Below are 26,108 nucleotides of genomic sequence, written 5' to 3' on the forward strand. Positions count from 1 at the left end.
GTCCCGCGTGGCCGGCAACACCCAGCCTCGCCACCGCCCGGGCGGCGCACCCCGCCTGGCCGGCAACATCCAGCCTCGCCGGCGTTTGAGGCGCGGGGTCTGGGGCGGAGCCCCAGGACTGCGACCCGGCTGGCGCCGGGCACCGGGCTCCGCCCGGACCCGCGCCTCAAACGCCGGCGAGGCTGGAAGCTACCGGCCCAGGCAGGGGTTGCCCCTGGGGCAGCCGCCGCGGCAGGAGATCACCCCGCGGGCGCCGGCGAAGCCAAGGGCGCGCCACCCTCACCCGGCGGGGCCGGTTACGCGTCGGTCGGCTGGCGGAGGTTCGCCCGGACCCAGTCGACGATCGCCGTGGTGGTGGCGCCCGGCGTGAAGATCTCGGCCACGCCCTTCTCCTTGAGCGGAGCGATGTCCGCCTCCGGGATGATGCCGCCGCCGAAGACCTTGATGTCCTCCGCGTCGCGCTCCTTGAGGAGTTCGATCACCTTCACGAAGAGCGTGTTGTGGGCGCCGGAGAGGATGGACAGGCCGATCGCGTCGGCGTCCTCCTGGATCGCCGTGTCCACGATCTGCTCCGGTGTCTGGTGGAGACCGGTGTAGATGACCTCCATGCCGGCGTCGCGCAGGGCGCGCGCGATCACCTTGGCACCACGGTCGTGGCCGTCGAGACCCGGCTTGGCGACCACCACTCGGATCGGACCGGTCACACCCATCACTACCTCCAGGTGAACGAACGTTAAGCACAGCATCCCGCACCCCGCCGTTTCGCGGTGGGCGGCATGGGGGAAATCACACCTGACACGTTTTCGTCATTGACACAGCCGGTCGCAAGGGAGCCGCGACACGGTCGCCACGCCACCGTGCCGCCAGCCGCACGGCACGGCGGCGTGGCATACCGGTGACGGTAACGCCGCCTCGGGGAACCGTTCAGGAGGCAGCCATGGGCCTGGGCCTGGCACTGAAAGTCCCCAAGGTCGCCGACATGTCCGCCGACGCCGTCCGGGCCGCGTTCCTGGAGCTGGCGATCCTCGCGGCGCACCTGCTGGTCTACCCCACCGGAATCCGGCCCGAGCGCCCCGCCGGTTCCGGCCCGAGCGCCGGGCAGCTGCGGCCGCCCGTCCTGTTACTCCACGGGTTCACCGACAACCGCTCCGTGTTCGTACTGCTGCGCCCGATGCTGGCGGCGCACGGGCAGCGCCGGGTGGAGGGGGTCAACTACTCCCCGCTCACCACCGACCTGCGGGCCGCCGCCGCCGCGCTCGCCCTGCGGGTCGAAGAGGTATGTGCCGAGACCGGGCAGGACCGCATCGACCTGGTCGGCCACAGCCTCGGCGGCCTGATCGCGCGCTACTACGTCCAGCGCATGGGTGGTGACGCACGGGTACGGACCCTGGTCTGCCTGGGCACACCCCACCAGGGCACCCGCATCGCCCCGCTCATGGACGCGCACCCGCTGATCCGGCAGATGCGCCCGGACTCCGAGGTGATCCGCGAACTCCAGCTCCCCGCGCCCGGCTGCCGGACCCGGTTCGTGAGCTTCTGGAGCGATCTCGACCAGGTGATGGTGCCTGTGGAGACCGCCGCCCTGGACCACCCGGACCTGCACGCCGAGAACGTGCCGGTCACCGGCATCGGCCACCTCGCGCTCCCGGTGCACCCGGCCGTCACCGCCGGCATCCGCCGGGCCCTGGACGGTCCGGCCCGCCGCGCGGCCGCCGCCACGGGCGACGCCTCCGTCGCCTGACCCCCGGCCGACCCGTACACCGCACACCCCGGCCGCGACCCTTACGACCCGTACGGCCGACCACGGCCACGCGCACCCGGACGGACGACCCTCCCGAGCCGTCCGCGCAACCGATTTTTTCGAACGTTCTTCGAACGCAGCGCCAAGGGTGTGCCTTCAGTGCGCCGAAAGGCGGCTGAATGCCCGGTTCCTGAAGCCACGAAACCCGCCGAAGATTGTCGAGGCCGCGAACCGACGGGTACAGTCACGCCACTGCTCTCCTCCGGGGAATCTCCAATTCCCCGGCCACCCAGGCCCCCACTGCCGAGGCGAAAGAGAAGTTGGTGAACGACCGCCCCTCGTCGGGCCAGTACCCGGATGCCGGGTATGACGGCCTTTCCACCACCACTTTCGCCGGTGCCGCGTACTACGACGGGTCCCTCGACGCGGGCTTCGGGAACCAGCAACAGAGCCAGGGCTACGGCTACGCGTACGACCCGTACGGCACGTACTCGACGCAGCAGACGTACGAGACGGGCACGTACGACGCGACGGCCTGGAACACTTCCTCCCAAGAGGCGTACCTCGCTGCCATTCCGGTGCAGACGGTCCCGGAGGACACCACCGGCCAGTGGGACGCGAGCGCCTGGAACGGCAGCACCGCCTACGAGCCGAACGCCTTCGGGTACGACACCTCCGGCCAGGAATCCGGCCATTGGGCCATGCCCGGCTTCGCCACCGGCGCCACGGAGACCGGCAGCTACGACGCGACCGCCTGGAACGGCAGCGCCGCCGAGGAACTCCCCCGCCAGTACACCCCCTCCTACGGGTACGAGGAGCAGCCCGCCCCGGCCGCGCACGACCCGTACGGGCAGCAGCCCGCGGCCTACGGCGAGTACGCCGGAACCGCCGAGCTCCCCGACTACACCGCGTACGCCGCGCCCGAGCCGGCCACCGGCTACGACGAGGCATCCGGCTACGACGAAACGCCCGGGTACGACGAGGCCGCCGGCTACGAGGAGCACGCGGCGGTCGAGGGGACGGCCGTGTTCGAGGCCGTCGTCGAGGACTCACCCGAGGAAACCGGCTCCGACGTCGGCGCCGCTGCCGCGCACCGGGAACCCGAGCCCGCGGCCGTCGCGCCCGCGCCCCGCTCCGCCCGCCGCACCGCGCCCGCCGCGCCTGCCGCCGGCCGCGGCCGCCGCCGCACTCCCGCCAAGCGTTCGGCCCTGCTGACCGTGGCCGTGCCCTCGGTCTGCGTGATGGGCGTCGCGGGTGTCGCCGCCGCCTCGGTCGGCGGTCTCACCGACAGCCGGCAGACCAACGAGCAGACCACCACCCTCGCCGCGCCCGACCCGGCCTCGGTGAAGCCGGTCGCGGCGAACAACAAGCTCGACACCCAGCTCGCCGCGCTCAGCGCCGACGCGGGCGACTTCGCCGACCGCGCCAGCCGCACCCAGGAGCGCATCGACCTGCGCGCCCGCCAGGAAGCGGACCGCAAGAAGCGCGCGGAGGAGGCGGCCCGCAAGGAAGCCCTGCGCCCCAAGTTCTCGCTGCCCGTCGCGCAGCACGGCCTGAGCGCCCGGTTCGGCCAGTCCGGCCTCAACTGGATGTCCCTGCACACCGGCATCGACTTCCCGGTCGGGCTGGGCACGCCCGTCATGGCCGCCACCGACGGCACCGTGCACACCCGGTTCAACGTGGCGTACGGAAACATGGCCATCGTCACCGCCCCCGACGGCACCGAGACCTGGTACTGCCACCTCGGCAGCACCAAGCTCCGGTCCGGCCCGGTCAAGGCCGGCGACGTCATCGCGTACTCGGGCGATTCCGGCAACTCCACCGGTCCGCACCTGCACTTCGAGGTCCGGCCCGGCGGCGGCTCGGCCATCGACCCGCTGTCGTGGCTGCGGGCCCACGGCCTGAACCCCACGTAACACCCGGGACCCGCGGGGCTCGTGGTGCCCCGGCCCCCCGTAGGCCCTTGGGTTCCCGAGCGCGCGGCCCCCGCGTCAGAGCTTCCGCACCGGTGTCAGAGATCCTGCCTCGCGTCAGAGCTTCCGGCACCGGCGTCAGAGCTCCTGCCTCCGCGTCAGAGCTTCTGGACCGGCGCGTACCGCAGCAGCAGCCGCTTCGGCTTGGCGTCCCCGAAGTCGATCGTGGCTTGCGCGTCCGCGCCCGCCCCGGTGACCTCCATGACCGTGCCCAGCCCGAACTGGTCGTGCGTCACCCGGTCCCCGACCACCAGCGCGATCACCGGCTTGTCCGCGGTCCGCCGGGTGGCGAAGCCCGAGGGGCCCGAGCGCGAGCGCGAGGACGACAGGCCGCCCGCGAGGAACGACTCCGGCGAGGTCCCGAACGAAGCCCGGCCACCCGAACCGCCCGCGCCGCCCGCCGAGCTGCGCATCGGTCCGGCCGGCTTCTGCGCGCCCGTCCGCTTCCACTGGAGGTACTGCTCCGGGATCTCCTCCAGGAACCGCGACGGCGGGTTGTACGAGGGGGTGCCCCAGGCGCTGCGCATCGAGGACCGGGTCAGGTACAGCCGCTCGCGCGCACGCGTGATGCCCACGTACGCCAGCCGCCGCTCCTCCTCCAGCTCCTTGGTCTGGCCGAGCGCCCGCATGTGCGGGAAGACGCCGTCCTCCATGCCGGTCAGGAAGACCACCGGGAATTCGAGGCCCTTGGCGGTGTGCAGCGTCATCAGCGTGATGACGCCGGAGCCGTCCTCGTCCTCGTCGGGGATCTGGTCGGAGTCCGCGACCAGGGCCACCTTCTCGAGGAACTCGGCGAGCGTGCCGGTGCCCTCGCCCTCTTCGCGTTCCTGCTCGAATTCGAGTGCCACGGCGGCGAGTTCCTGGAGGTTCTCGATCCGGGTCTCGTCCTGCGGGTCGGTGGAGGCCTGCAGTTCGGCCAGGTACCCGGTGCGTTCCAGGACCGCCTCCAGCACCACCGCCGGGCCCGCGCCCGACTCGGTGATCGTCCGGAGTTCCTCCATCAGCGTGTTGAACCGCTTGACGGCATTGGTGGAGCGGGCGGCCATGCCGTACGCGTCGTCCACCCGCTTGAGGGCCTGCGGGAAGGTGATCCGCTCGCGCAGCGCCAGCGCGTCGATCATCGCCTCGGCGCGCTCGCCGATGCCGCGCTTGGGCACGTTCAGGATCCGCCGGAGCGGGACGTTGTCCTCGGGGTTGGCGAGCACCCGCAGGTACGCGAGGACGTCCCGCACCTCCTTGCGCTCGTAGAAGCGCACGCCGCCGACGACCTTGTAGGGCAGGCCGACCCGGATGAAGATCTCCTCGAACACGCGGGACTGGGCGTTGGTCCGGTAGAAGACGGCGACGTCGCCGGCCTTCGCGTCGCCCGCGTCCGTGAGCCGGTCGATCTCGTCGGCGACGAACTGCGCCTCGTCGTGCTCGGTGTCGGCGACGTATCCGGTGATGCCCGCGCCGCTGCCCGCGTCCGTCCACAGGTTCTTCGGGCGGCGGTTCTCGTTGCGCTCGATGACCGCGTTGGCCGCGGAGAGGATGGTCTGCGTGGAGCGGTAGTTCTGCTCCAGCAGGATCGTCGTCGCGTTCGGGTAGTCCTCCTCGAACTGGAGGATGTTGCGGATGGTCGCACCGCGGAAGGCGTAGATGGACTGGTCCGCGTCACCCACCACGCACAGCTCGGCGGGCGGCAGGTCGTCGTAGCCCGGACCGACCAGTTCGCGTACGAGCGTGTACTGCGCGTGGTTGGTGTCCTGGTACTCGTCGACGAGGACGTGCCGGAAGCGGCGGCGGTAGTGCTCGGCCACGTCCGGGAACGCCTGGAGCAGGTGGACCGTGGTCATGATGATGTCGTCGAAGTCGAGCGCGTTGGCCTCGCGCAGCCGCGACTGGTACATCGCGTACGCCTGGGCCAGCGTCTTCTCGAAACCGTCGGCGGCCTGGTCCGCGAACGCCTCTTCGTCGATGAGCTCGTTCTTCAGGTTCGAGATCTTGGCGTTGAAGGCCTTCGGCGGGAACTTCTTGGGGTCGAGGTCCAGGTCCCGGCAGACGAGCGCCATCAGGCGCTTCGAGTCGGCCGCGTCATAGATCGAGAACGAGGACGTGAAACCCAGCCGCTTCGACTCGCGGCGCAGGATGCGCACGCACGCGCTGTGGAAGGTGGACACCCACATCGCGTTGGCGCGCGGGCCGACGAGGTTCTCGACGCGCTCCTTCATCTCGCCGGCGGCTTTGTTGGTGAAGGTGATCGCGAGGATCTGGCCCGGGTGGACGTTGCGCGAGCCCAGCAGGTGGCCGATGCGGTGGGTCAGCACCCGGGTCTTGCCGGAGCCGGCGCCGGCCACGATGAGCAGCGGCGATCCGGCGTGCACGACGGCGGCGCGCTGCTGCTCGTTCAGCCCGTCGAGGAGGGCCGCCGGGTCGATCACGGGCTTCGGGGCGCCGTCGCGGTAGTACGCGTCCCCGGTCATGGGCACGTCGAACTTGCCGCCGAACAGATCGTCCGCGTGCTCGTCCGGGCCGTACTCCTCCGGAGGCGGCGGGTGCTCCTCGTGGGAGGGCTTCAGGTCCGCCAGGAAACTGTCGTCAAAGAGGCTGCTCATCGCCTTCCGAGTCTAAAGGCCGGGACCGACAGGACCGGTCCGCGTCCGGAAAGTCACAGTTCGAGGCAGTCCCCGGGCGGCCCCGTCGGCCCGCGCGCATATGCGTCCGGACCCTTCCCAGCCGGGGCGGGCGGCGCTAGCGTGCTCCGCCAAGCCGACGCGCCTCGGCCTCCCCCCACGGAAGGAGGTGCCGGCTGTGTCCACCCACCGCAGACCGCGCACCGGGTTGCGCATGAACGCCCAGGCCCTCGGTGTCACCTCGGCGGCGCTCGCGTCGGTGAGCCTGCTCGCCCCTCAGGGCGCCGTCGCCGTGCCGCGTCCCCGGCCCGCCCTGGAGGACATACGGGCGCAGGTGGACGAGCTGTACCGGCAGGCGGGGGCGGCCACCCAGCGCTACGACGCGGTGAAGGAACGGGCGGCGGAGCAGCGGGCCGCGCTGTCGCGGCTCATGGCGCAGGTGGCGCGGAACACCGCGAAGCTCAACGAGGCCCGGCGGATGCTCGGCAGCTATGCGGCCGCCCAGTACCGCGGCGGCGGCGTCGGCGACACCGCGACCCTGCTGCTCGCGGACGATCCGCAGTCCTACTTCGGGCAGCGGCACCTGCTGTCCCGGCTCGGCGGGCAGCAGCAGGACACCCTCACCGCGTTCCGCTCCCGGCAGGCGGACACCGCCCGCGAGCGGCGCGCGGCGGCGGCCGGTGTGGCGGCGCTGGACGACACCCAGCGCGAGCTGGGCCGCCGCAAGGCGCAGGTGCAGCGCAAGCTGGCCGAGGCCCGGTCGCTGCTGGCGGGCCTGACCGCGCGGGAGAAGGAGCGGCTGGCCGAGCTGGAGCGGGCCGACCGGGCCCGGCGCGAGGGGCCCGGGCCGCGGCCCGGCGGCCCGGCACCGGCACGGCCCGGTTCGGCGCGCGGCGCGGCGGCGGTGGCCTTCGCACGGGCCCAGCTGGGCAAGCCGTACGTGTGGGGGGCGACGGGCCCGGCTTCGTACGACTGCTCCGGGCTGACGCAGGCGGCGTGGCACGCGGCGGGTCTGGAGCTGCCGCGCACCACGTGGGAGCAGGTCGAGGCCGGCCCGCGGATCGCGACGGCCGACCTGGTCCCGGGCGACCTGGTGTTCTTCTACGACGACATCAGCCATGTCGGGCTGTACATCGGCGGCGGCCGCATGATCCACGCCCCGCGACCCGGCGCGTACGTCCGCGAGGACTCGATCCACTACCAGCCGATGTACGGCCGGGTCCGGCCGGCGGGATAGGCGGACGGGGCCCGGCAGGACCGGCGGACGGGATCATCCGGCGGGACAGGCGGGCGGGGCCCGGCGGGACAGGCGGGCGGGATCCGGCGGGATCCGGCGGGATCCGGCGGGATCCGGCGGGATCCGGCGGGATCCGGCGGGATCCGGCGGGGAGTGCGTTGCGGGCCGCTCCCGGATGACGGTCGCCCCGCGCGACAGGGCCGGGGTGCTGTGGCGCTTCGCGGCGGAGCCGTCGACGGACGCGGGGCGCTCCTTCCGGACCGCTCAGGTCCAGAGGACGGCGATGAAGATGTTGGCGAGGGTCAGTCCGCCGACCGCGGCGAACAGGCCCTTGTCCACCCGCTCTTCGTCACGCTTGACGTACACCAGCGCCAGGACGACGAAGAGGATCGCGAGCTTGACGCCGACCTTGACGTTGTTCACCGGGTCGTCCTGCATCTGGTGGAAGCCGACCAGGGCGACGCCGGTGACCAGCATGGTCAGCGCGCCGTGCAGCATGGCGGGCACGAATCGGGCCGTGCCCGCGCCCATCGCCTTCATCTGCGTGAGGAACCCGCCCAGCAGCGAGGCGATCCCGATGATGTGGAGCCCGACGAAGACATCGATGAGTACGTCCATGCCGTCGAGCCTAGCCAGCGGACAGAGTGGCACCCGACACCGGCCCTGATGGGCCATTTCCGAGCATCACCGGTAACAGACGGGGCAATTCCGATCATTGCGATATCGGCCCGTTACCTTCCCCTTTAGCGTCCTCCCCCATGAAGCATCGAAAGCCGAGGCAGCGCCCGCTCTCCAGTGGCCCGGTCCGTACCGCCGCCACCACCCTCGCGCTCGCGGGCGCTGCCACCGTCACCGCGTTCGACGGCTCCTCCTCCGCGGAGCCCCGCCTCACCCCGGCCCAGGTCAAGGCCAAGGTGGACCGGCTGTACGAGGAGGCCGAGGCCGCCACCGAGCAGTACAACGGGGCGAAGGAGAAGACCGGCCGGGCCCAGCGGCACCTCGAAGCCCTGCGCGACGAAGCCGCCCGCAAGACCGCGAAGCTCAACAGCGCGCGCAACGCCCTCGGTTCGATGGCCGCCTCCCAGTACCGCACGGGCAGCCTCGGGCCCGCCGTGCAGCTGGCGATGTCCGACGACCCGCAGGAGTACCTGGAGCGCGCCTCTCGCATGGAGCGGGCCGGCGACCGCAGCGCGGCCGGCATCGCCGCCGTGGGCCGGCGCCTCGACGAGGTGCGCACCCTGCACGAGAAGGCCGACGGCGTCCTCACCGAACTCCGCACCCAGCAGGCCGCGCTGGCCCGCCACAAGAGCACCGTCGAGGGCAAGCTCAAGGCGGCGAAGCAGCTCCTGGCCCGGCTGACGGCCGAGGAGCGCGCCCGCTACGAAGCCGCCCGGCAGGGCGACGACGGCGCCGGCGACGCCGCCCGCACGGGCGGCGGTACCCGGCCGTCCGTCACCAGCCCGCCGGCCGCGGCCGGACGCCCCGCACCCCGCCCGGCCGCCGCCGGCACCCGGGCCGCGCAGGCCGTGGCCTTCGCGTACGGCGCGATCGGCAGCCCGTACGTCTGGGGCGCGACGGGGCCGCGGGCCTTCGACTGCTCGGGGCTGACCCAGGCGGCCTGGCGGTCGGCCGGGGTCTCACTGCCGCGGACCACCTACACCCAGATCAACGCGGGCCGCCGGGTCTCGCGCTCCCAGCTCGCCCCCGGCGACCTGATCTTCTTCTACTCCGGGGTCAGCCACGTCGGTCTCTACATCGGCGGCGGCAAGATGATCCACGCGCCGCGCCCCGGCTCGACCGTGCGGATCGCCCCCATCGACGAGATGCCCTGGGCCGGAGCCGCCCGCCCCGCCTGAAGCGCCCGCCTGAACCGCCCGACGGAGCGGGCGGCCCGGACCCCGGAAGCCTCCCGGGCGGGGCCGCCGCACGTCACACCAGCCGACGCGCCGTCGCCCACCTCGTCAGCTCGTGCCGGTTGGACAGCTGGAGCTTCCTCAGAACCGCCGAGACGTGCGACTCGACCGTCTTCACCGAGATGAACAGCTGCTTCGCGATCTCCTTGTACGCGTATCCGCGCGCGATCAGCCGGAGCACCTCGCGCTCGCGCTGGGTCAGCCGGTCCAGGTCCTCGTCGACGGGCGGCGCGTCCGTGGACGCGAAGGCGTCCAGCACGAAGCCGGCGAGCCGCGGCGAGAACACCGCGTCCCCGTCCTGCACCCGGAAGACCGAGCGGACCAGGTCGGCGCCGGTGATCGTCTTGGTGACATAGCCGCGGGCGCCGCCGCGGATGACCCCGATGACATCCTCGGCCGCGTCCGACACCGACAGGGCCAGGAAGCGCACCGGAGCCTCGCCAGCAGCCATCAGCGGGGCGCACCGGCGCAGCACCTCGACCCCGCCGCCGCCGGGCAGGTGCACGTCGAGCAGGACCACTTCGGGGCGGGTCGCCGTGATGACGGTGACCGCCTGGTCCACGTCGGCGGCCTCGCCCACCACTTCGACGCCGGTCCGGGCGGTCTCCCCGATCTCGGCCTGGACTCCCGCGCGGAACATCCGGTGGTCGTCGACGAGCACCACCCGGACCCGCCGGTCTGCTGACACGGTCGTGTTCTCCTCGGTCATGCCGTACTCGCCCTTTCCATCTCCAGCTCGACTTCCGTGCCGCCGTCGGGCACGGAACGCAGCCTCGCGGTCCCGCCGTTCCGCTGCATCCGGCCGATGATCGATTCTCGTACGCCCATCCGGTCGCCGGGTACCGCGTCGAGGTCGAAGCCCGGTCCGCGATCGCGCACGGACACGAACACCGTCTGCCCCTCCACCTCGGCGTAGACCTGCACCGGCCCGCCCTCGCCACCGTACTTGGCGGCATTGACCATCGCCTCGCGCGCGGCCTGCATCTGTGCGGCCAGTTTCTCGTCGAGCGGGCAGTCGCCGACGACGACCACCTCGATCGGGACGCCGTGGTGGTCCTCGACCTCGGCGGCGGTCTTCTTCACGGCCTCCGCAAGGGTGGTCGGCTCCTCCGCCTCGTCCTTGCCGGTGCCCTCGGGCCTGTACAGCCAGTTGCGCAGCTCGCGCTCCTGCGCCCGGGCCAGCCGGCGCACCTCGCCGACGTCCTCGGCGTTGCGCTGGATCAGGGTGAGGGTGTGCAGCACGGAGTCGTGCACGTGGGCCGCGACCTCGGCGCGCTCCTGGGCGCGGATGCGCATCAGGCGCTCCTCGGAGAGGTCCTGCGTCATCCGTATCAGCCAGGGACCGGCGAGGAGGGCTATGCCGACGAGGACGGCGAGGGCCGCGGTGAGCACGTTGCCGAGCTGGGCCGCCGAGCCGCGCACCACCATGAAGACGGTGAGGCCGACACCCACGAGGGCCACGCCGGCCAGCGCCCGCGCCACCTGGAGGAGCCTGCCGTGGCGCCGCGAGACGCTGGTCCAGTGGGCGCGGCGGGCGTTGTCGGCCTGCCGCCACACCAGCACGACGCCGGCGCCGACGAGGAGGAGGGGCCACACGTACCGCCCGGATTCTCCGCCGAGCTGGACCTTGGAGACGAAGATGCCGGCACCGACGCACAGCGCGATCAGCGCGACGACCTGGCCCTTGTCCGGCTTGCGCAGGCGGCGCGAGCCGTCGGCGAGGGTCTCGAAGAAGGACCGGTCCGCGGCGCGGCCGCCCACGCCGAGCGGCACGAAAACCCAGAAGGCCGCATACAGCAGCACGCCGAGTCCCTCGCCGAACAGGAACATCCCGAGGAACGCGAGCCGGACCCACACGACGGGCAGCCCGAGGTGGCCGGCCAGGCCCCGCGCGACGCCGCCGAGCATCCGCCCGTCCGCACTGCGGTACAGCTTGCGCAGCGGCAGCTCCTCGGGCTCGGCCGGCGAGGCCCCGAGGGGGTGTCTGGGGTGGTGCGAAGCGGCTACTGGCATGTCACCGATGGTCACATGCCCGGCAGGGCGGGGACATCAGGGCATCCCCCCAGTTCTGGCGCCCCGGATATCAGGGTCGGGCCAGGGTAGGGCCTGATACCGGGTGCCCGACCGGACCGTCACCATGGGTGCATGACCGAAGCACACGACTCTCCAGCGGCGCACCCCGCGCCACCGGCTCCGGCGCCGGAGCCCGCCGAGCGGCCGCCGCTGCGCCGCAGCAGGCGGCACGTGCTCGCCGGTGTGTGCGGCGGGCTCGGCAGGTATTTCGACGTGGACCCGGTGGTGTTCCGCGTGGTGTTCGGCGTGCTCGCGGTCACGGGGGGCGCCGGCCTGATCTTCTACGGCTTCGCCTGGCTCCTGGTCCCCTTGGAGGGCGAGGAGGACAACGAGGCGAAGCGCCTGCTCACGGGCCGCATAGAAGGCTCGACGCTGGCCGCGGTGCTGGCCGCGCTGGTGGGCTGCGCGCTCTTCCTGTCGATGCTGGACAACGGCGCGGTCACGATCTTCTCGGTGCTGGTGATCCTGGCCGTGGGCGCGGCGGCGCGCGGTGCCCGGCGCCGCCGGGAGACCCCCGAGCCGGAGGCCGAGGCCGCGCACCCGCGTGCCGAGGCGCCGCCCGAGACCCAGGCCCCGCCGACCCCCATGGTGATGTCCTGGTGGCGGGATCCGCTGGTCAAGGACGGCACCACGGGACCCGTGGGCATGGGCTACCTGTGGGGTCCGGAGGACGCTCACGGCGCCACCCGGTCGCCCGCGTCGGCGGACAGCGGCAAGCAGCCGCCGGACGGGGTCGGCGAGTCGCCCGACGACGGCAGCGGCGCGGTGCCCGCGGCGGGGCGCCGGGGCCAGGGCATCGGGGGCCGGACCTTCCTGCTGGCACTGCTGGCGGCGGGCATCGGGACGGCCGCCACCTGGGAGGGGAACCCGCTGGGCGAGGCGCTCCAGACAGGTTTCGCGGCCGCGCTGGCCGTGTTCGGCCTGGGCCTGGCGATCAGCTCGGTCAAGGGCCGCACCGGCTTCGGGACGCTGCTGCTGTCCGTGCTGACGGCCGGGCTGCTGCTGGGGGCCGCGGTGCTGCCCCGCGAGATCGGCACCGACTGGCGGGAGACCCGGTGGCAACCGGCGTCCGTGTCCGCCCTCAAGCCGCAGTACGAGGCGGGGACCGGGCTCGCCACGCTCGACCTGAGCCGCGTCGACGTGCCCGAGGGCCAGACGGTTTCGGTGGAGGCGGACATGGACGCGGGCCGGCTGAAGGTGATCCTGCCGGCGGGCGTGACCGCGAAGACGGACATCAGGGTCCGGCTGGGCGATGTCCGGCTGCCGGGTGAGAAGCCGGACCACGTGCGCGTACAGAAGGACGCGGCGCAGACCCCGGTGCTGGCGCCGCCGGCGGGCGCGAAGCCCGGCGGGACGATGGAGTTGCAGCTGCGGGTGGCTGTGGGACAGGTGGAGGTGGCCCGTGCGGCGTCATGAGTTCCAGCCCGGGCGGCTGCTGGCGGGCCTCGTCCTGCTCACCGCGGGCGTGCTGTACCTGGCCGACGCGTCCGGGGAGCTCGACCTGCCCTGGTTCGTGATCATCCCGATGACGATGGGGGGACTGTCGCTCGCGGCCCTCGTGGGGCTGTCCGCCTACGCCGTGCGGCGCGACCGGAGGGAGTGAAGCCGCTCGTGGAGCCGTGCGTCAAGGGAGAGGGAGGGCGCCCCGGCGAGGATCAGGGGCAGCCAGGCCATCAGGTAGATCAGGTCGTTGCCGTAGTAGTACGGCGAGGTCTGCCAGCTGACCGTGAGCCACAGGCTCAGCGAGATCAGCGCGCCGCCGGTGGCCGCGACCCGGGTGAACAGCCCGGCGAGGGTGCCGAGCCCGACCAGGATCTCCCCGATGGCCAGCAGCACGGCGAAGCCGACCGGGGCCTTGAGGGCGAGGTCCACCAGGGCGGGTACGGCCGAGCTGTCGCGGACCCCGCGCATCAGGTCCCCGATGGAGCCGTCCCCGGAGGCCTTCAGGAACGCCGAGTCGGTGAGCTTGTCCAGCCCGGCGTACACGAAGGTGACGCCGAGGAAGATCCGCAGCGGCAGCAGCGCGTGCCGGGCGGCCGTCGCCCGCAGGCCGTCCACGCGCGAGGCGGGGGCCTGGGCCGGGGCGGGTGCGGAGTCGGGGCGGTCGTTGGCAGTCACCCGTCCATCATGACCTCGATCACTCGGCCACGTCGATGGTGCAGCGGTTGGATTCCACTCCGGCCGCCGTGACGACCTGGATCTCGGTGACTCCGGGCTCCACGTCCACCGGCACCGGCACCGTCAGCACCTGGTCCGAAGGGCTGCTGAAGCCGCCCGCGACCGGCACCAGCGGCACGTGCACGTGGACGGTGCCGATCCGTACGACCAGACGGGCCAGCATCTCGGGGGTCTGCGCCCCGGGCGGCACGAATCCGACCCCGCGGATCTCGATGTCGTCGCCGGTCCGGATGGCACCGTCCAGTTCGCCGGGCTCCCGGGTCCGGACCACCGACAGCACCAGCGGGCGGCTGCCCTCCGCGTACTTCGCGGCCAGGTAGACGGCGGCCGACAGCGCGGTCAGGACGGCCAGCGACCAGGGCAGCTGCGGCAGCCGGTCCGGGTAGCGGGCCAGCGACACCGCCACGAAGGCCAGCGTGACCGTCGCGACCAGGACGTACTGGGCGTCGGGGAAGCTGCCCCGGCCGGCGTCGTCGGTCAGCAGGTCCGCACCGCGCGGCCGGTCGGCCGGCAGCTTCTGCAGCCGCTGGCCCAGGATCCGCACCGCGACCACCCGCCGGACCAGGACCGCGACCCCGGAGGTGACGGCCAGGACCGTCAGCAGCGGCAGCGCCCGGGTCAGCTCCAGCCCGGCGTACAGCGCCGCGCGTTCGCTTCCGGACGTGGACGCGGCCAGCCGCAGGGCGGGCAGCAGCGCGGCGAAGGCCGTCAGCAGCAGCCAGGCACAGTGCACCGCCCGGGAGGTGGACAGCCGGTTGTCCTCGCCGACCAGCGGGGCCAGCAGCCCGCCCCGCACGGTCTGGGCACGGGCGGCGACGGTCAGCAGGGCCGCCAGCACCAGGGCGGAGAGCAGCCCCGCGGTACGGGCCGGGCTCCAGCCCGTGCCCAGCGCGGTGGCCACCTGTGCCACCAGGAGCACCCCGGCGGCGATCCACACGGCGAGCACGGCCCGCCGGGACAGCAGGTACAGCCAGGAGTGCCCGGCCTCGCGCCCCCGGTCGGCGACGCCGCGTGCGGACAGGGTCAGTTCGTCCGAGACCCACTGGCGGGAGGCTCCGACGGAGCAGGCGACGGCTGCGGGCAGCCCCTGGCCGGCGGCGAGGCCGTCCCGCTTCTCCACGAAGGCGGCGACCGCCCGGCGGTGCCCCTCACGCGCCCCGTGGGGGCAGTCGTCGCAGGTACAGGTCCCGCCGTGGGTACTTCGATGCAATTCTTGGACAGCCACAAGCGTGCCGCCTCTCTAACTACCGTGCAGTGCCTGCGAATTGTGCACCACTGCGGCAGTGCTCCGGATTGCGGCCGATGTCAGAGCGGGTGATTCCCCGGCCGCGGTGTTGACGCGATGCGCTGCCACAGCGGCTGGTAGCTGATCCACGCGACGAGGTCCGAGCCGAGCTGCTGCCGGGTCGCGACCGCACTCCGGTGGTCGATGAGCACCGGCTTCCCGGCGGCTTTCGCGGCCAGCTGGATGCCACAGGCGCGGTCCATCGACAGGAACCACCAGGCCGCCGCGTCCACCGAGTCGCCCACCGTCAGCAGCCCGTGGTTGCGCAGGATCAGACCTTTGTACGGGCCGAGCGCGGCCGCGATCAGCCGGCCCTCCGCCGCGTCCACCGCGACCCCGGTGTACCGCTCCAGCAGCGCGTGGTCCTCGTAGAAGGCGCACGCCTCCTGGCTGATCGGGTCGAGGAGTTCGCCGAGGGCCGCGAACGCCCGGCCGTGGGAGGAGTGCGCGTGCGCCACGGCGACGACCCCGGGCCGGGCCCGGTGCACGGCCGCGTGCACGGCGAACGCCGCCTGGTTGACGTGCTGTTCGCCCTCGACGACCCGCCCGTCGCCGTCGACGAGCAGCAGGTCCCCCGCGGTGGTCCGGCCGAGGGCCAGGCCGAAGGGATTGACCCAGAAGCAGTCGGTGAACTCCGGGTCCCGGGCCGTGATGTGCCCGGACACCCCGTCCTCGAAGCCGAGTTCGCCGAACAGCCGCAGCGCCCCGGCCAGCCGCTCCTTGCGGTGGGCGCGCTCCTCGGCCGGATCCGCGTGCACCGGCGGCATCGCGAACCGCAGCCGCTCCGGCGGCACCGGCCCGGGCGCCGCCCCCGGCCCGGCCACCGCCGCCCCCGCTGCGGGCGCCGAAGCGGGTACGGGCGGGGCTGCGGGTACGGGCGGGGCTGCGGGCTGCTGCTCGGCCATGTGCGGGCGCTCCTTCGTCGGCTGGCGCGCAAGGTACCGAGGCCCGGGTGAGGAGGCCAGACAAACGGCGAGGCCGCCGCCCCCCGAAGGGGACGGCGGCCTCGCGGGCGCCGGGCGGGAGGGGTCGCTCCCGCGCGGTGCCTACTCCCACTCGATGGTGCCCGGCGGCTTGCTCGTGCAGTCCAGCACGACGCGGTTGACGTCCGGCACCTCGTTGGTGATGCGGGTGGAGATGCGGGCGAGCACCTCGTACGGCATCCGGGTCCAGTCCGCCGTCATGGCGTCCTCGGAGGAGACCGGGCGCAGCACGATGGGGTGGCCGTAGGTACGGCCGTCGCCCTGCACGCCGACGCTGCGGACGTCCGCGAGCAGGACGACCGGGCACTGCCAGATCTCGCGGTCGAGGCCGGCCGCGGTCAGCTCGTGGCGGGCGATGGCGTCGGCCTCGCGCAGCAGGTCCAGGCGCTCCTTGGTGACCTCGCCGACGATGCGGATGCCCAGGCCGGGGCCCGGGAAGGGCTGGCGCTGGACGATCTCCTCGGGCAGGCCGAGGTCCTGTCCGACCATGCGGACCTCGTCCTTGAACAGCTGGCGCAGCGGCTCGATGAGCTTGAACTCGAGGTCCTCGGGCAGCCCGCCGACGTTGTGGTGCGACTTGATGTTCGCGGTGCCGGTGCCGCCGCCGGACTCGACGATGTCCGGGTACAGGGTGCCCTGGACCAGGAACTCGACGGGCTGGTCGCCGGGGGCCTCGGCGACGATCTCGGCCTGGGCCTGCTCGAAGACCCGGATGAACTCGCGACCGATGATCTTCCGCTTCTCCTCGGGGTCGGAGACCCCGGCGAGGGCGGTCAGGAAGCGCTCCTGCGCGTCGACGACCTTCAGCTTGACGCCGGTGGCCGCGACGAAGTCCTTCTCGACCTGCTCGGTCTCGCCCTTGCGCATCAGGCCGTGGTCGACGTAGACGCAGGTCAGCTGGTCGCCGATGGCCTTCTGGACGAGGGCCGCGGCGACCGCGGAGTCCACGCCGCCGGAGAGGCCGCAGATGGCGCGCCGGTCGCCGACCTGCTCGCGGATGGCCGCGACCTGCTCGTCGATGACGTTGCCGGTGGTCCAGTTGGGCTCGATGCCGGCGCCGCGGTAGAGGAAGTGCTCCAGGATCTGCTGGCCGTGCGTGGAGTGCATCACCTCGGGGTGGTACTGCACGCCGTACAGCTTCTTCTCGTCGTTCTCGAAGGCGGCGACCGGCACCACGTTCGTGGACGCGGTGACCGTGAAGCCCTCGGGAGCGGCGGAGCAGGCGTCGCCGTGCGACATCCACACCGACTGCTGGGTGGGGGTGCCCTCGAACAGCGTCGAGCCGGGCTTGGAGACGGCCAGCGGGGTGCGGCCGTACTCGCGGGCGCCGGTGTTGTCGACGGTGCCGCCGAGGGTGACGGCCATCAGCTGGAAGCCGTAGCACATGCCGAAGACCGGGACACCGGCCTCGAACAGCGCGCGGTCGAGCTGGGGAGCGCCCTCTTCGTACACGGAGGACGGGCCGCCGGAGAGGATGATCGCCTTGGGGTTCTTGGCCAGCATCTCGGACACGGGCATCGTGCTGGGCACGATCTCGCTGTAGACCCGGGCCTCACGGACGCGGCGGGCGATGAGCTGGGCGTACTGAGCACCGAAGTCGACAACGAGGACGACGTCCGGGGCGGCGGAGGGTGCTTCTGGCACGGGGCGGCCTTCCGGCGGAAAGGGTGTTGTTTTGTCGATTCTAACGGGGACCGCACCCCCCTCTTCGTCTCACCATCCGAACCCGTTTGGTTCCGGAGGGGGCCGAGGGCAATAATCCGTTTCATGCGCAAGCAGCTGAGCTTCCTCTTTACCTATGGCACCGGCCGGTCCGGTCGCCATGGGTACACGTGCTGCTCCGCTTGAGCCACTGACTTCCCAGAGCGCCCCGGTCCGACAGGACCGGGGCGCTCTGCGTTTCCGCTCCTGTCGGCACACACCACAGGAGAGATCATGACCACCACCACGGCCACCGCCACCACCGCGACGACCGCCACGACCCCCGCCGCCGACACCGATCGCCTCATCGCCGGCTGCCGCGAGCGCATCGACGCGATCGACGACCGGATCATCGGCCTCATCCAGGAGCGGACGGCCGTCTCCGCCGTCATCCAGGAGGCCCGGATCGGCTCGGGCGGCCGCCGGGTGCACCTGTCCCGCGAGATGGAGGTCCTCGCGCACTTCAGCGACGCGCTCGGCACCAAGCCCGGCACGGCGCTCGCGATGACGCTGCTGGAGCTGTGCCGCGGCCGCATCTGACCCGCAGGGGCGCCGCCCCGGCCGGCCGCGCACCGGGTCGGCCTGCCGTTCGTCACTCGTACGGAGCGTGACCGGCCCCGCGGGCCTTCGTTGGTGAGGTTGTCCGTGCCAGCCAGGCGCGGGACCGCACCAACCACGCGTGGCTCCGCTGGAGCGATGAGACGTACGGCACGTGGAGCGTACGTCGTGGGACCTCGCTCCAGCGTGTGACCGGACGGCAGGGGACAGCAGCCCGGTCACCCAGAGGACGGCCGGCACCGGGGACGCCCGGGGCCGGCCGATCCGCTTTTCCGCGGCACACCCGCCGTACGCCCGCCGTACGCCCGCCGCACGCCGCAGCCACCGCGCCGGCCGGACGCATGCGAGTCGCTCCGGCCGCCGTACGCATCGCCGCCCGCGGCTACGCGCCGGCCGTGCGGCGCCGGAAGGCCAGCACCAGCACACCGCCCGCCAGCACCGCGGCGCCCGCGAGAGCGGCCAGCGGCAGGGCGTTGCCGCCGCCCGTCGAGGCGAGGTCGCCGCCGGGGCGCGCGGAGGCCGAGGCGGACGCGCTCGGGGTGGGGCTCGCGGTCGCGGAGGCAGTCGGCGACGGGGTCGCGGTCGTGGTCGGCACCGGCTGCGGGCTCGCGGCGGTCTTGGCGTTCAGGACGATCTTCGCGGTGTCGTTGGCCCGGTTGCGGTCCAGCCGCCGAGGACCGGCCGTGCCGGCGTCGGCGCCGAAGGACCGGCCGATGGTGACGGACCCGGCCGCGTCCGGAACGTACCGCTCCACCACCATCTCGAAGGGGAAGCTCACCGCGTCCCCGTCCAGGAAGACCTTCGCGGCGCGGGTGCAGAAGTAGCGGGGCGCGCCCAGCTGCTCCGCGCGCGCGGCGCCGGCCGCGGTCCGGGCGGAGCAGTTCTCGGGCTTGCGGGTGACCTTCGCGCCCGCCGGGATCCGTACGTCGGCCACGCCGAACGGCTCGCCGTCGGGGTCTTCCAGCCAGGCCGGGCCCTGGTTGCGCAGGGCGACGCGCATCGGGACCGTGGCTCCCTCGGCGCCCCGGACGGTGGCGCCGAACGCGGCGAAATCGGCTTCGTTCGCCGTCTCGAAGGTGAAGTCCTGCCCGTTGTCCGAGGGGCGCAGGTCCGCGGTGGTCGGAGCCGCGGCCCCTGCGGGCCTCGCCGAGAGGCCGAGCGCGGCGCCCTTGTCCGCGCCGGTCCGGGCGCCGGCGGCGTGGGCGGCCGTACGGGGGCTGTGCCCGGCGGCCCGCTCCGGGTCCTCGTCCGGGTCCGGGATGAGGGCGTAGCCGAACGCGTCGCTGCGGGCGTGCCGGTTGGTGAGCAGCGTCAGCGGGCTGTCCAGCTCGTACGTCGCGCCCGCCTCGAAGGGGCCGGTGAAGTGGCACCGGACGGTGCTGGCGCGCACCGCGCGGCGGGGGTCGGGGTACTCGCAGTTGTCGTAGCGCTCGACGAACTCCAGGCCCCGGGTGGTGTCGAGGGTGAGGAGGAGTTCGCCGGCGTCCTCGCTGCCCGTGTTGGTGAAGGCGAGCGGCACCGGCTGCCGGTCGCCCACCTTCGTCCGCTCGGACATCTCGAAGGGCAGCACGGAGACGTCGGTGCCGCCGATGCCGACGGTGGTCGTGAAGCCCCGGTAGGACGCGCCGGCGCCCTGGCCCGTCACCGTGAGCTCGCCGGTGTCGCCGGGCCGGGAGCCCTTGAGCGCGAAGACGTCGAGCTCGACCTCCATCGAGGGGCCGGGCGCCGCGCCGGGGCGCTCGCAGACCAGGGTGGTGGCGGTGGTGGTGCACGCCCCGTTCGACCGGGCGGTGACGCGGGCGACGCGGGCCAGCCCGCGGAAGTCGACGGTGAGCGTGTACGCGCCCGTGGTCTGCGCGGTGGGGTTGCGCGCGCTGACCACCAGCTGCTCGTGCTGCGGCTCGCCGGCCCCGGGGTGGGGCCGTACGCGTACTTCCGCGGGGCCGCTCAGGGTGACCTCGGGGCGTCCGGCCGCATGCTCTGCCGCGTGGGCGGGCAGCGCGGAGCCCAGGGTCGCCAGGCCCGCGGCAGCCAGCAGGGAAAGAAGCTTCATGCCCCCTTCGACCTGCGCGGATCGATGCCGGTTGCGTGTTCGGAGATCACGAAATGAGGACGATCGCGGAGGCGCCCGTTCCCGTGACCCGCGTCACGCGGAATTTCCCCTGTCACCCGTACAACCATCGCGGGCGATGACGTGTCATCCATGCGGAACCAACGCTCCGGCGTGAGGGGCTGCACGCGGAGGGGGCGTGCAGCCCCTTCCGCTTTTCCGCCCTCCCCGCCCGCCGTGCGGCGCCGGCCCGGCGGGCGCAGGGCGCCCGGCCGCTACGCGGTGCCCGTGCCGGCCTTCTTCGGCACCTCCGGTACGCCGAGGAACGGCAGCCGCAGCGCGCCGAAGGCCTCCTTCGGGACCGCCGGGGCGGCCGGCTCCACCGCGGCGAGCCGCCGGTACGCCTCGCCCTGGGCCGGCCGCAGGTCCTCCTCGCCGTTGTTGGGCCAGTAGGACATCGCCCGTTCTGCCTGCGCCGTGATCGTCAGCGACGGGTTGACGCCGAGGTTCGCGGAGACCGCCGAGCCGTCCACCACGGAGATGCCCGGGTGCCCGTACAGCCGGTGGTACGGGTCGACCACGCCCTGCTCGGGCGAGGCGCCGATCGGGCAGCCGCCGAGGAAGTGCGCGGTCAGCGGGGTGCCCATCAGCTCGCCGATGTTGCTGCCGGGGAAGCCGTTGATCTCCTCGGCGAGCAGCGTCGCCGCCTGGGTGGCCTCGCGGATCTGCACCGGGTTGGGGGCGCCGTGGCCCTGCCGGGCGGTCAGCAGGCCCTTCCCGATGCCGCCGGGCTTGCGGTACGTGGTCAGGGAGTTGTCCAGCGACTGCATGACCAGACCGATGATGGTCCGCTCCGACCAGCGCCGGTTGGACAGCGAGCGGGCCAGCTGCACCGGGTGCCGTGCGGTCCGCGCGAACCAGGCGCGCACCCGGTGCGGGCTGTACGGCACCTGGAGGATGGTCATGAACCCCATGGCGTTGGAGCCCTTGCCGTAGCGGACCGGCTCGATGTGGGTGTCGGCGTTGGGGTGCACGGACGAGGTGATCGCGACGCCGCGGGTGAAGTCGGCCCCGCGCCCGCCGCCGTGCCGCCTGCGGTAGCGGCGGTCGTCGGTCTGCGCGCCGACCAGGCCCTCGGAGTTGGTGCGGGTGAGGTCGCCGAGCCGTTGCGACAGGCGCGGCAGCAGTCCGCTGTCCTTCATCGTGTGCAGCAGGGTCTGGGTGCCGTACGTGCCCGCCGCGACGACCACGTACCGGGCGCGCAGCTCCCTGCCCGGGGCCCTGCGGCGGGCGTCGGTGGGGACGGTGCGGACCCGGTAGCCGCCGTCGGGGTGCTCGGCGAGGGCGGTGACGGTGGTCATCGGGTGGATGACGGCGCCCGCGCGCTCGGCGAGGTGCAGGTAGTTCTCGTTCAGGGTGTTCTTCGCGCCGTGCCGGCAGCCGGTCATGCACTCGCCGCATTCGGTGCAGGCCTTGCGGGCGGGGCCGGCGCCGCCGAAGTACGGGTCGGGGACCTCCGCGCCGGGGCGGGCGGTGCGGGTGCCGTCGGCGTCCGCGTCCGCGCCGTCGCCGAAGAACACGCCGACGGGGGCCATGTGGAAGGAGTCGGCCACGCCCATCTTCTCGGCGGCCGCCTTGAGGTGGACGTCGGAGGGGGTCATGGTCGGGTTCAGGCGCACCCCGAGCATTCGTTTGGCCTGGTCGTAGTACGGGGCGAGCTCGTCCTGCCAGTCGGTGATGCCTGCCCACTGCCGGTCCTCGAAGAAGGCGGTGGGGGGCACGTACAGGGTGTTGGCGTAGTTGAGGGAGCCGCCGCCCACGCCGGCGCCCGCGAGGACCATCACGTTGCCGAGCAGGTGGATGCGCTGGATCCCGTAGAGCCCGAGGGCCGGGGCCCACAGGTAGTTCCGCAGGTCCCAGCTGTTCTTCGGGAGGCTCTCGCGGGTGAAGCGGCGGCCTGCCTCCAGGACGCCGACCCGGTAGCCCTTCTCGGTGAGGCGCAGTGCCGAGACCGACCCCCCGAAACCCGATCCGATGACGATGACGTCGTAGTCGTACGACACTGCCGTGCCTCCCAGGGCGGTTCAGCGGCGGTTCAGACGGGTCCAACGGGACTTCAGCGCAGCCGGAGGGCCTTCATGACCTTGAGGCTGGTGGTCATGAACGCGGCGTACTTGGCGTCGTCCATGCCCATCGAGGGGCCCATCGGGAGCAGCCGCTGCTGGGCGACGGTCTGCGCCTCGGTGTACTTGAGGATGCCCTCGGAGCCGTGCCGGCGGCCGAGGCCGGAGTCCTTCATGCCGCCCATGGGGGCGTGGACGCTGCCGTAGGCGGGGGCGTAGCCCTCGTTGATGTTGACGGTGCCGGTGCGCAGCCGGGCCGCGACGGCGTGGCCGCGGCGGGAGTCCTTGGTCCAGACGCTCGCGTTGAGTCCGTACGGGGTCGCGTTGGCGAGCGCGACGGCCTCGTCCTCGTCGGTGAAGCGGTAGATCGAGACGACCGGGCCGAAGGTCTCCTCGGCGCACACGGCCATGGGGGCCTCGACGCCGTCGAGGATGGTGGGCTCGTAGAAGAGCGGGCCGATGTCGGGGCGGGCCACGCCGCCGGCGACCAGCGTCGCGCCCTTGGCCACGGCTTCGTCCACGTGCCGCTGTACGTTCTCCAGCTGGCGTTCGCCGACCAGCGAGCCCATGTCGGCGCCGTACGCGAGGGAGCCGCCGAGCCGCATCGCCTTGGTGCGGGCGGCGAAGCGCTCCACGAAGGCGTCGGCGATCGAGGCGTGCACGTACAGCCGCTCGATGGAGATGCAGAGCTGGCCGGCGGAGGAGAAGCAGGCGCGGACGGCGCCCGCGGCGGCCTTCTCGACGTCGGCGTCGCGCAGCACCAGCATGGCGTTCTTGCCGCCGAGTTCGAGGGTGACGCCGACGAGCCGGTCCGCGGCGCCGCGGGCGACCTCGCGGCCGGTGCGGGTGGAGCCGGTGAAGGAGACGTAGTCGGCGTGCCGGACCACCTCGGGGCCGACGACCGGGCCCTCGCCGAGCACGACCTGGAAGACCTCGCCGGGCAGCCCGGCCTCGATCAGCAGGTCGCGGGCCCACAGGGCGGTCAGCGCGGTCTCGGTGTCGGGCTTCATGACGACCGCGTTGCCGGCGACGAAGGCGGGCAGGGCGTCGCCGACGGAGAGTTCGAGGGGGTAGTTCCAGGGTGCGATCTGGCCGATGACCCCGCGGGGCTGGCGCAGCTCGGTGACCTTGGTGAGGGTCGGCACGGCGCCCGCGTGGCCCTTGGGGCGCAGGTACGCGGGGGCCTTGCGGCCGTAGTGCCGGGCGGCCATCGCGACGGCCTGGATCTCCTCGTGGGCGTGCAGGCGGGCCTTGCCGGTCTCCAGCTGGATCAGGTCGAGGACCTCGGCCTGGCGCTCCAGGAGCATGTCGTGGAAGCGCAGCAGCACGGCGGCGCGGCGGCGTACGGGCCAGGCGGCCCAGGCGGGCTGGGCGGCGCGGGCGGCCTCGAAGGCGCTCGCGACCTCCTCGGGGGTGGCCTCGGGCAGGTCCGCCAGCTTGTCCCCGGTGAGCGGGGTGTGGTTGGCGGTGCGGCCGGAGCCGGTGACTCCGCGGGTGAGCCGGGCCACGAGCCCTGGGGTCACCACGTCGGCGGCGGTACGCGCGCCGGCCGGGGCGGGGGCCACCGGGTTGGTGGTGACCGGGACGCTGCGGAGGGGGGCCGGGGCCTGCGAGTCCGTCATGGCGGTGAGCGTATGACGTTCCGGGCAGCTTTGGGTACCCGTCGGTAACCATTTTTTGCCCATCCTGCCAGTGATCACTGGCAGAACTGGCCTGATCCCGTACGGAACCGGTCGGCCGGGCTGCGGGCTGCGGGCTACGGGCTACGGGCTACGGGCTACGGGCTACGGGCTACGGGCTACGGGCTACGGGCTACGGGCTACGGGCTACGGTGCCCGCCAGCCGCGCAGCACGGTGTCGAACTGCCCGCGGGTCTTGGACCAGGTCGACTCCGGGCCCGACATGTAGATCGCGTACTCGACGCCGTCGGGCGCCACGTACATCTGGTCGATGGCGTGCCGCTTGCCCGGGAAGTCCTTCTTCTCGGTCCAGGTGAACTCCCAGATGCCCGCCTGGGTCCGGTCCCGGAAGGTGTTCGGGTGCAGGGTCCGGCGCTGGTACTGGGGCAGCCGGGTGCGGACGATCCCCTCGACGTCGAGCAGGTGCATGTACGGGTTCGCGAACTTCGGGGACTTGTCCACGCCGATGCGGATCCGGTGCTTCCCGTTGTCCGGGGTGTAGTCGATCTGGTCCCCGTCCATCTGGCGGGTCCAGCCCTTGGGCACCCACAGGGTGAACCCCTCCGGGTCCTGGACCTCCTTCCAGCCGGCCGGCGCCGCCCCGGGCCCGCCCTGCCCGTCGGTGCTGCCGGAGGTGGTGGTCTCCCGCGAGCCGGCACCCTCTGCGGAGTCGCCGTAGTACTTGAGGATGCCGAAGGCGATGCCGCCGCCGAGCAGCGCCGCCACCACGGCCACGACGGCCGCGCGCCGGACGCGTCCCGCGGAGGGCCGCCACGGCGCGCCGGACGAGGGCTGCGGGTGCCGGAGCGACTGCTGAGGCTGCTGCGGCTGTTGCGACTGCGGGTACTGCTGGTGCTGAGCGGGCTGCGGGTGGGGCTGCTGCGGCTGGTGCTGGGCGCGGGGAAGCTGGCGCCGGGGCTGGTGGTGGTGCGGGTGCTGCTGCTGCGGGTGCCGCTGGGGCAGCGGCGTGGTCGGCGCCTGGCCGTCCGGGCCCGAGGCCGCCGGGGCGGCGGCCGAGCCCGTCGACGGGGCCGACGCGGCGGTCCGGGCGGCGCCCTCGGGGCCGAACTGCTGGGTCGGCACGTAGGCGTGGGCCGACCGCGGTTCGCGGCCCTCCATCGCCTCGATCAGCATCTGCTCGACCTCGTCGGCCGCGGGCCGCTCGGTCGGGTCCTTGCGCAGCAGGGCCGTGATGACCGGGCCCAGCGCGCCCGACTGCCGCGGCGGCGGCGGGTCCTCGTGCACGACGGCCTGCAGGCTGGAGATGGGCGAGGTCCGGCGGAACGGCGACCGGGCCTCGACGGCCGTGTAGAGGGTCGCGCCCAGCGACCACAGGTCGGAGGCCGGGGCGGGGGCGCCTCCGGTGACCCGCTCGGGCGCCAGGTAGTCGATGGAGCCCACGAGTTCGCCGGTGCGCGTGATCGAGGTGTCGCCCTCGATCGCGGCGATGCCGAAGTCCGTGAGCAGCACCCGGCCGTCCTTGGCCAGCAGCACGTTTCCGGGCTTCACGTCCCGGTGGAAGACGCCCACCGCGTGCGCGGCGCGCAGCGCGCCCAGGACGTGCAGGCCGATGCGTGCGGCCTCGCGGGGCTCGATCCGGCCGGCGGCCTTGGCCGCGTCGGCGAGCGACGGGCCGTCGATGTACTCCATGACGATCCACGGCCGGTCGTCGTGTTCGAGCACGTCGTGGACGGTGACCACGGCCGGGTGCGCGATGCGGGCGGCCGCGCGGGCTTCCTTCTGCGTGCGCGCGTGCAGCACGGCCCGGTCCGCCTCGGCGACGTACAGACCCGCCGTCAGTTCCTTGACGGCGACGGTCCTGTGCAGCACTTCGTCGTGGGCGCGCCACACCTTGCCCATGCCGCCGCTGCCGATGGACTCGCCGAGCCGGTACCGGCCCGCGAGCACTGCGCCCGCGCCTGTCCTCTGATTCACGAAATCCTGCCGCTCTGTGCTCCGGATGGCCAGATTACGGAGCGGCGGGACGCTCCTGGTACCACGG

20 protein-coding genes are annotated in these 26,108 nt (G+C 73.1%); 7 read left to right on the forward strand and 13 right to left on the reverse strand.

Annotated features, from left to right (window positions below; genetic code table 11):
• Nucleotides 1–296: 296 nt before the first annotated feature.
• Nucleotides 297–710, reverse strand: a complete 414-nt coding sequence (locus OG764_RS14925) for a cobalamin B12-binding domain-containing protein (protein ID WP_328968920.1) — start codon at nt 708–710, stop codon at nt 297–299.
• A gap of 227 nt (nt 711–937) precedes the next feature.
• On the opposite strand from OG764_RS14925, the gene OG764_RS14930 reads away from it, so the two are divergent.
• Both OG764_RS14930 and OG764_RS14935 read left to right on the forward strand, forming a co-directional pair.
• Nucleotides 938–1,741, forward strand: a complete 804-nt coding sequence (locus OG764_RS14930; protein WP_328968921.1) for an esterase/lipase family protein — start codon at nt 938–940, stop codon at nt 1,739–1,741.
• A gap of 323 nt (nt 1,742–2,064) precedes the next feature.
• The gene (locus OG764_RS14935; protein WP_328968922.1) at nt 2,065–3,657 is read left to right on the forward strand and encodes a M23 family metallopeptidase; all 1,593 of its coding nucleotides are present in this window, start codon (nt 2,065–2,067) and stop codon (nt 3,655–3,657) included.
• Nucleotides 3,658–3,812: 155 nt separating this feature from the next.
• Here the strand turns inward: OG764_RS14935 and pcrA are convergent, their stop codons facing one another.
• A complete protein-coding gene (gene pcrA, locus OG764_RS14940; RefSeq protein WP_328968923.1) occupies nt 3,813–6,308 on the reverse strand; it encodes a DNA helicase PcrA in 2,496 nt (831 codons plus the stop codon).
• A gap of 196 nt (nt 6,309–6,504) precedes the next feature.
• Between pcrA and OG764_RS14945 the strand changes: the two genes are divergently transcribed.
• Nucleotides 6,505–7,563: a C40 family peptidase gene (locus OG764_RS14945; protein WP_328968924.1), complete on the forward strand. Its 1,059-nt coding sequence runs from the start codon at nt 6,505–6,507 to the stop codon at nt 7,561–7,563.
• A 264-nt stretch (nt 7,564–7,827) separates the two neighbouring features.
• Here OG764_RS14945 and OG764_RS14950 read toward each other — a convergent pair whose 3' ends face one another.
• Nucleotides 7,828–8,181: a hypothetical protein gene (locus tag OG764_RS14950; RefSeq protein ID WP_328968925.1), complete on the reverse strand. Its 354-nt coding sequence runs from the start codon at nt 8,179–8,181 to the stop codon at nt 7,828–7,830.
• A gap of 140 nt (nt 8,182–8,321) precedes the next feature.
• On the opposite strand from OG764_RS14950, the gene OG764_RS14955 reads away from it, so the two are divergent.
• Nucleotides 8,322–9,419 (forward strand): C40 family peptidase, encoded by a 1,098-nt coding sequence (locus OG764_RS14955; protein ID WP_328968926.1) that lies wholly within the window; start codon nt 8,322–8,324, stop codon nt 9,417–9,419.
• A 73-nt stretch (nt 9,420–9,492) separates the two neighbouring features.
• On the opposite strand, the gene OG764_RS14960 is transcribed toward OG764_RS14955, so the two are convergent.
• Both OG764_RS14960 and OG764_RS14965 read right to left on the reverse strand, forming a co-directional pair.
• Complete coding sequence (locus tag OG764_RS14960; RefSeq protein WP_328968927.1) at nt 9,493–10,185, reverse strand: response regulator transcription factor; 693 nt, start codon at nt 10,183–10,185, stop codon at nt 9,493–9,495.
• Nucleotides 10,182–11,489, reverse strand: a complete 1,308-nt coding sequence (locus OG764_RS14965) for an ATP-binding protein (protein WP_328968928.1) — start codon at nt 11,487–11,489, stop codon at nt 10,182–10,184. Before OG764_RS14965 ends, OG764_RS14960 begins: the two co-directional genes overlap by 4 nt.
• A 132-nt stretch (nt 11,490–11,621) precedes the next feature.
• Between OG764_RS14965 and OG764_RS14970 the strand changes: the two genes are divergently transcribed.
• Nucleotides 11,622–12,965 carry a PspC domain-containing protein gene (locus OG764_RS14970; RefSeq protein ID WP_328968929.1) on the forward strand — a complete coding sequence of 448 codons (1,344 nt, stop codon included), beginning with the start codon at nt 11,622–11,624 and terminating at the stop codon, nt 12,963–12,965.
• The gene (locus OG764_RS14975) at nt 12,952–13,152 is read left to right on the forward strand and encodes a hypothetical protein (RefSeq protein WP_328968930.1); all 201 of its coding nucleotides are present in this window, start codon (nt 12,952–12,954) and stop codon (nt 13,150–13,152) included. Before OG764_RS14970 ends, OG764_RS14975 begins: the two co-directional genes overlap by 14 nt.
• On the opposite strand, the gene OG764_RS14980 is transcribed toward OG764_RS14975, so the two are convergent.
• The 4 genes from OG764_RS14980 to guaA form a co-directional block, all read right to left on the reverse strand.
• Nucleotides 13,122–13,607 (reverse strand): DoxX family protein, encoded by a 486-nt coding sequence (locus OG764_RS14980; protein ID WP_328973017.1) that lies wholly within the window; start codon nt 13,605–13,607, stop codon nt 13,122–13,124. The two genes, OG764_RS14975 and OG764_RS14980, sit on opposite strands and share 31 nt — an antisense overlap.
• A 79-nt stretch (nt 13,608–13,686) precedes the next feature.
• Nucleotides 13,687–14,952, reverse strand: coding sequence for a hypothetical protein (locus OG764_RS14985; protein ID WP_328968931.1), 1,266 nt, complete (start codon nt 14,950–14,952; stop codon nt 13,687–13,689).
• Between the two features lie 80 nt (nt 14,953–15,032).
• Nucleotides 15,033–15,917 (reverse strand): class II aldolase/adducin family protein, encoded by an 885-nt coding sequence (locus tag OG764_RS14990; RefSeq protein WP_443055937.1) that lies wholly within the window; start codon nt 15,915–15,917, stop codon nt 15,033–15,035.
• A 141-nt stretch (nt 15,918–16,058) separates the two neighbouring features.
• Nucleotides 16,059–17,639: a glutamine-hydrolyzing GMP synthase gene (gene guaA / locus OG764_RS14995; RefSeq protein WP_328968932.1), complete on the reverse strand. Its 1,581-nt coding sequence runs from the start codon at nt 17,637–17,639 to the stop codon at nt 16,059–16,061.
• Between the two features lie 291 nt (nt 17,640–17,930).
• On the opposite strand from guaA, the gene OG764_RS15000 reads away from it, so the two are divergent.
• Complete coding sequence (locus OG764_RS15000; RefSeq protein ID WP_328968933.1) at nt 17,931–18,236, forward strand: chorismate mutase; 306 nt, start codon at nt 17,931–17,933, stop codon at nt 18,234–18,236.
• Between the two features lie 400 nt (nt 18,237–18,636).
• On the opposite strand, the gene OG764_RS15005 is transcribed toward OG764_RS15000, so the two are convergent.
• From OG764_RS15005 to OG764_RS15020, 4 genes are all read right to left on the reverse strand, one after another.
• Entirely contained in the window at nt 18,637–20,307 is a 1,671-nt protein-coding gene (locus OG764_RS15005; RefSeq protein ID WP_328968934.1) for an LPXTG cell wall anchor domain-containing protein, read from the reverse strand.
• A gap of 272 nt (nt 20,308–20,579) precedes the next feature.
• Complete coding sequence (locus OG764_RS15010) at nt 20,580–22,367, reverse strand: GMC family oxidoreductase (RefSeq protein ID WP_328968935.1); 1,788 nt, start codon at nt 22,365–22,367, stop codon at nt 20,580–20,582.
• 53 nt (nt 22,368–22,420) lie between these two features.
• The gene (locus tag OG764_RS15015; protein ID WP_328968936.1) at nt 22,421–24,049 is read right to left on the reverse strand and encodes a succinic semialdehyde dehydrogenase; all 1,629 of its coding nucleotides are present in this window, start codon (nt 24,047–24,049) and stop codon (nt 22,421–22,423) included.
• A gap of 204 nt (nt 24,050–24,253) precedes the next feature.
• Entirely contained in the window at nt 24,254–26,041 is a 1,788-nt protein-coding gene (locus tag OG764_RS15020; protein ID WP_328968937.1) for a serine/threonine-protein kinase, read from the reverse strand.
• Nucleotides 26,042–26,108: the final 67 nt, after the last annotated feature.

This window comes from Streptomyces sp. NBC_00239 (genome assembly GCF_036194065.1).
Taxonomy (GTDB): Bacteria; Actinomycetota; Actinomycetes; order Streptomycetales; family Streptomycetaceae; genus Streptomyces.

Coding starts and splice junctions, on each gene's coding strand:
- OG764_RS14925 (WP_328968920.1), bottom strand. CDS start 710: ATGGGTGTGACCGGTCCGATCCGAGTGGTGGTCGCCAAGCCGGGTCTC.
- OG764_RS14930 (WP_328968921.1), top strand. CDS start 938: ATGGGCCTGGGCCTGGCACTGAAAGTCCCCAAGGTCGCCGACATGTCC.
- pcrA (WP_328968923.1), bottom strand. CDS start 6,308: ATGAGCAGCCTCTTTGACGACAGTTTCCTGGCGGACCTGAAGCCCTCC.
- OG764_RS14950 (WP_328968925.1), bottom strand. CDS start 8,181: ATGGACGTACTCATCGATGTCTTCGTCGGGCTCCACATCATCGGGATC.
- OG764_RS14955 (WP_328968926.1), top strand. CDS start 8,322: ATGAAGCATCGAAAGCCGAGGCAGCGCCCGCTCTCCAGTGGCCCGGTC.
- OG764_RS14960 (WP_328968927.1), bottom strand. CDS start 10,185: ATGACCGAGGAGAACACGACCGTGTCAGCAGACCGGCGGGTCCGGGTG.
- OG764_RS14965 (WP_328968928.1), bottom strand. CDS start 11,489: ATGCCAGTAGCCGCTTCGCACCACCCCAGACACCCCCTCGGGGCCTCG.
- OG764_RS14970 (WP_328968929.1), top strand. CDS start 11,622: ATGACCGAAGCACACGACTCTCCAGCGGCGCACCCCGCGCCACCGGCT.
- OG764_RS14990 (WP_443055937.1), bottom strand. CDS start 15,917: ATGGCCGAGCAGCAGCCCGCAGCCCCGCCCGTACCCGCAGCCCCGCCC.
- OG764_RS15000 (WP_328968933.1), top strand. CDS start 17,931: ATGACCACCACCACGGCCACCGCCACCACCGCGACGACCGCCACGACC.
- OG764_RS15005 (WP_328968934.1), bottom strand. CDS start 20,307: ATGAAGCTTCTTTCCCTGCTGGCTGCCGCGGGCCTGGCGACCCTGGGC.
- OG764_RS15015 (WP_328968936.1), bottom strand. CDS start 24,049: ATGACGGACTCGCAGGCCCCGGCCCCCCTCCGCAGCGTCCCGGTCACC.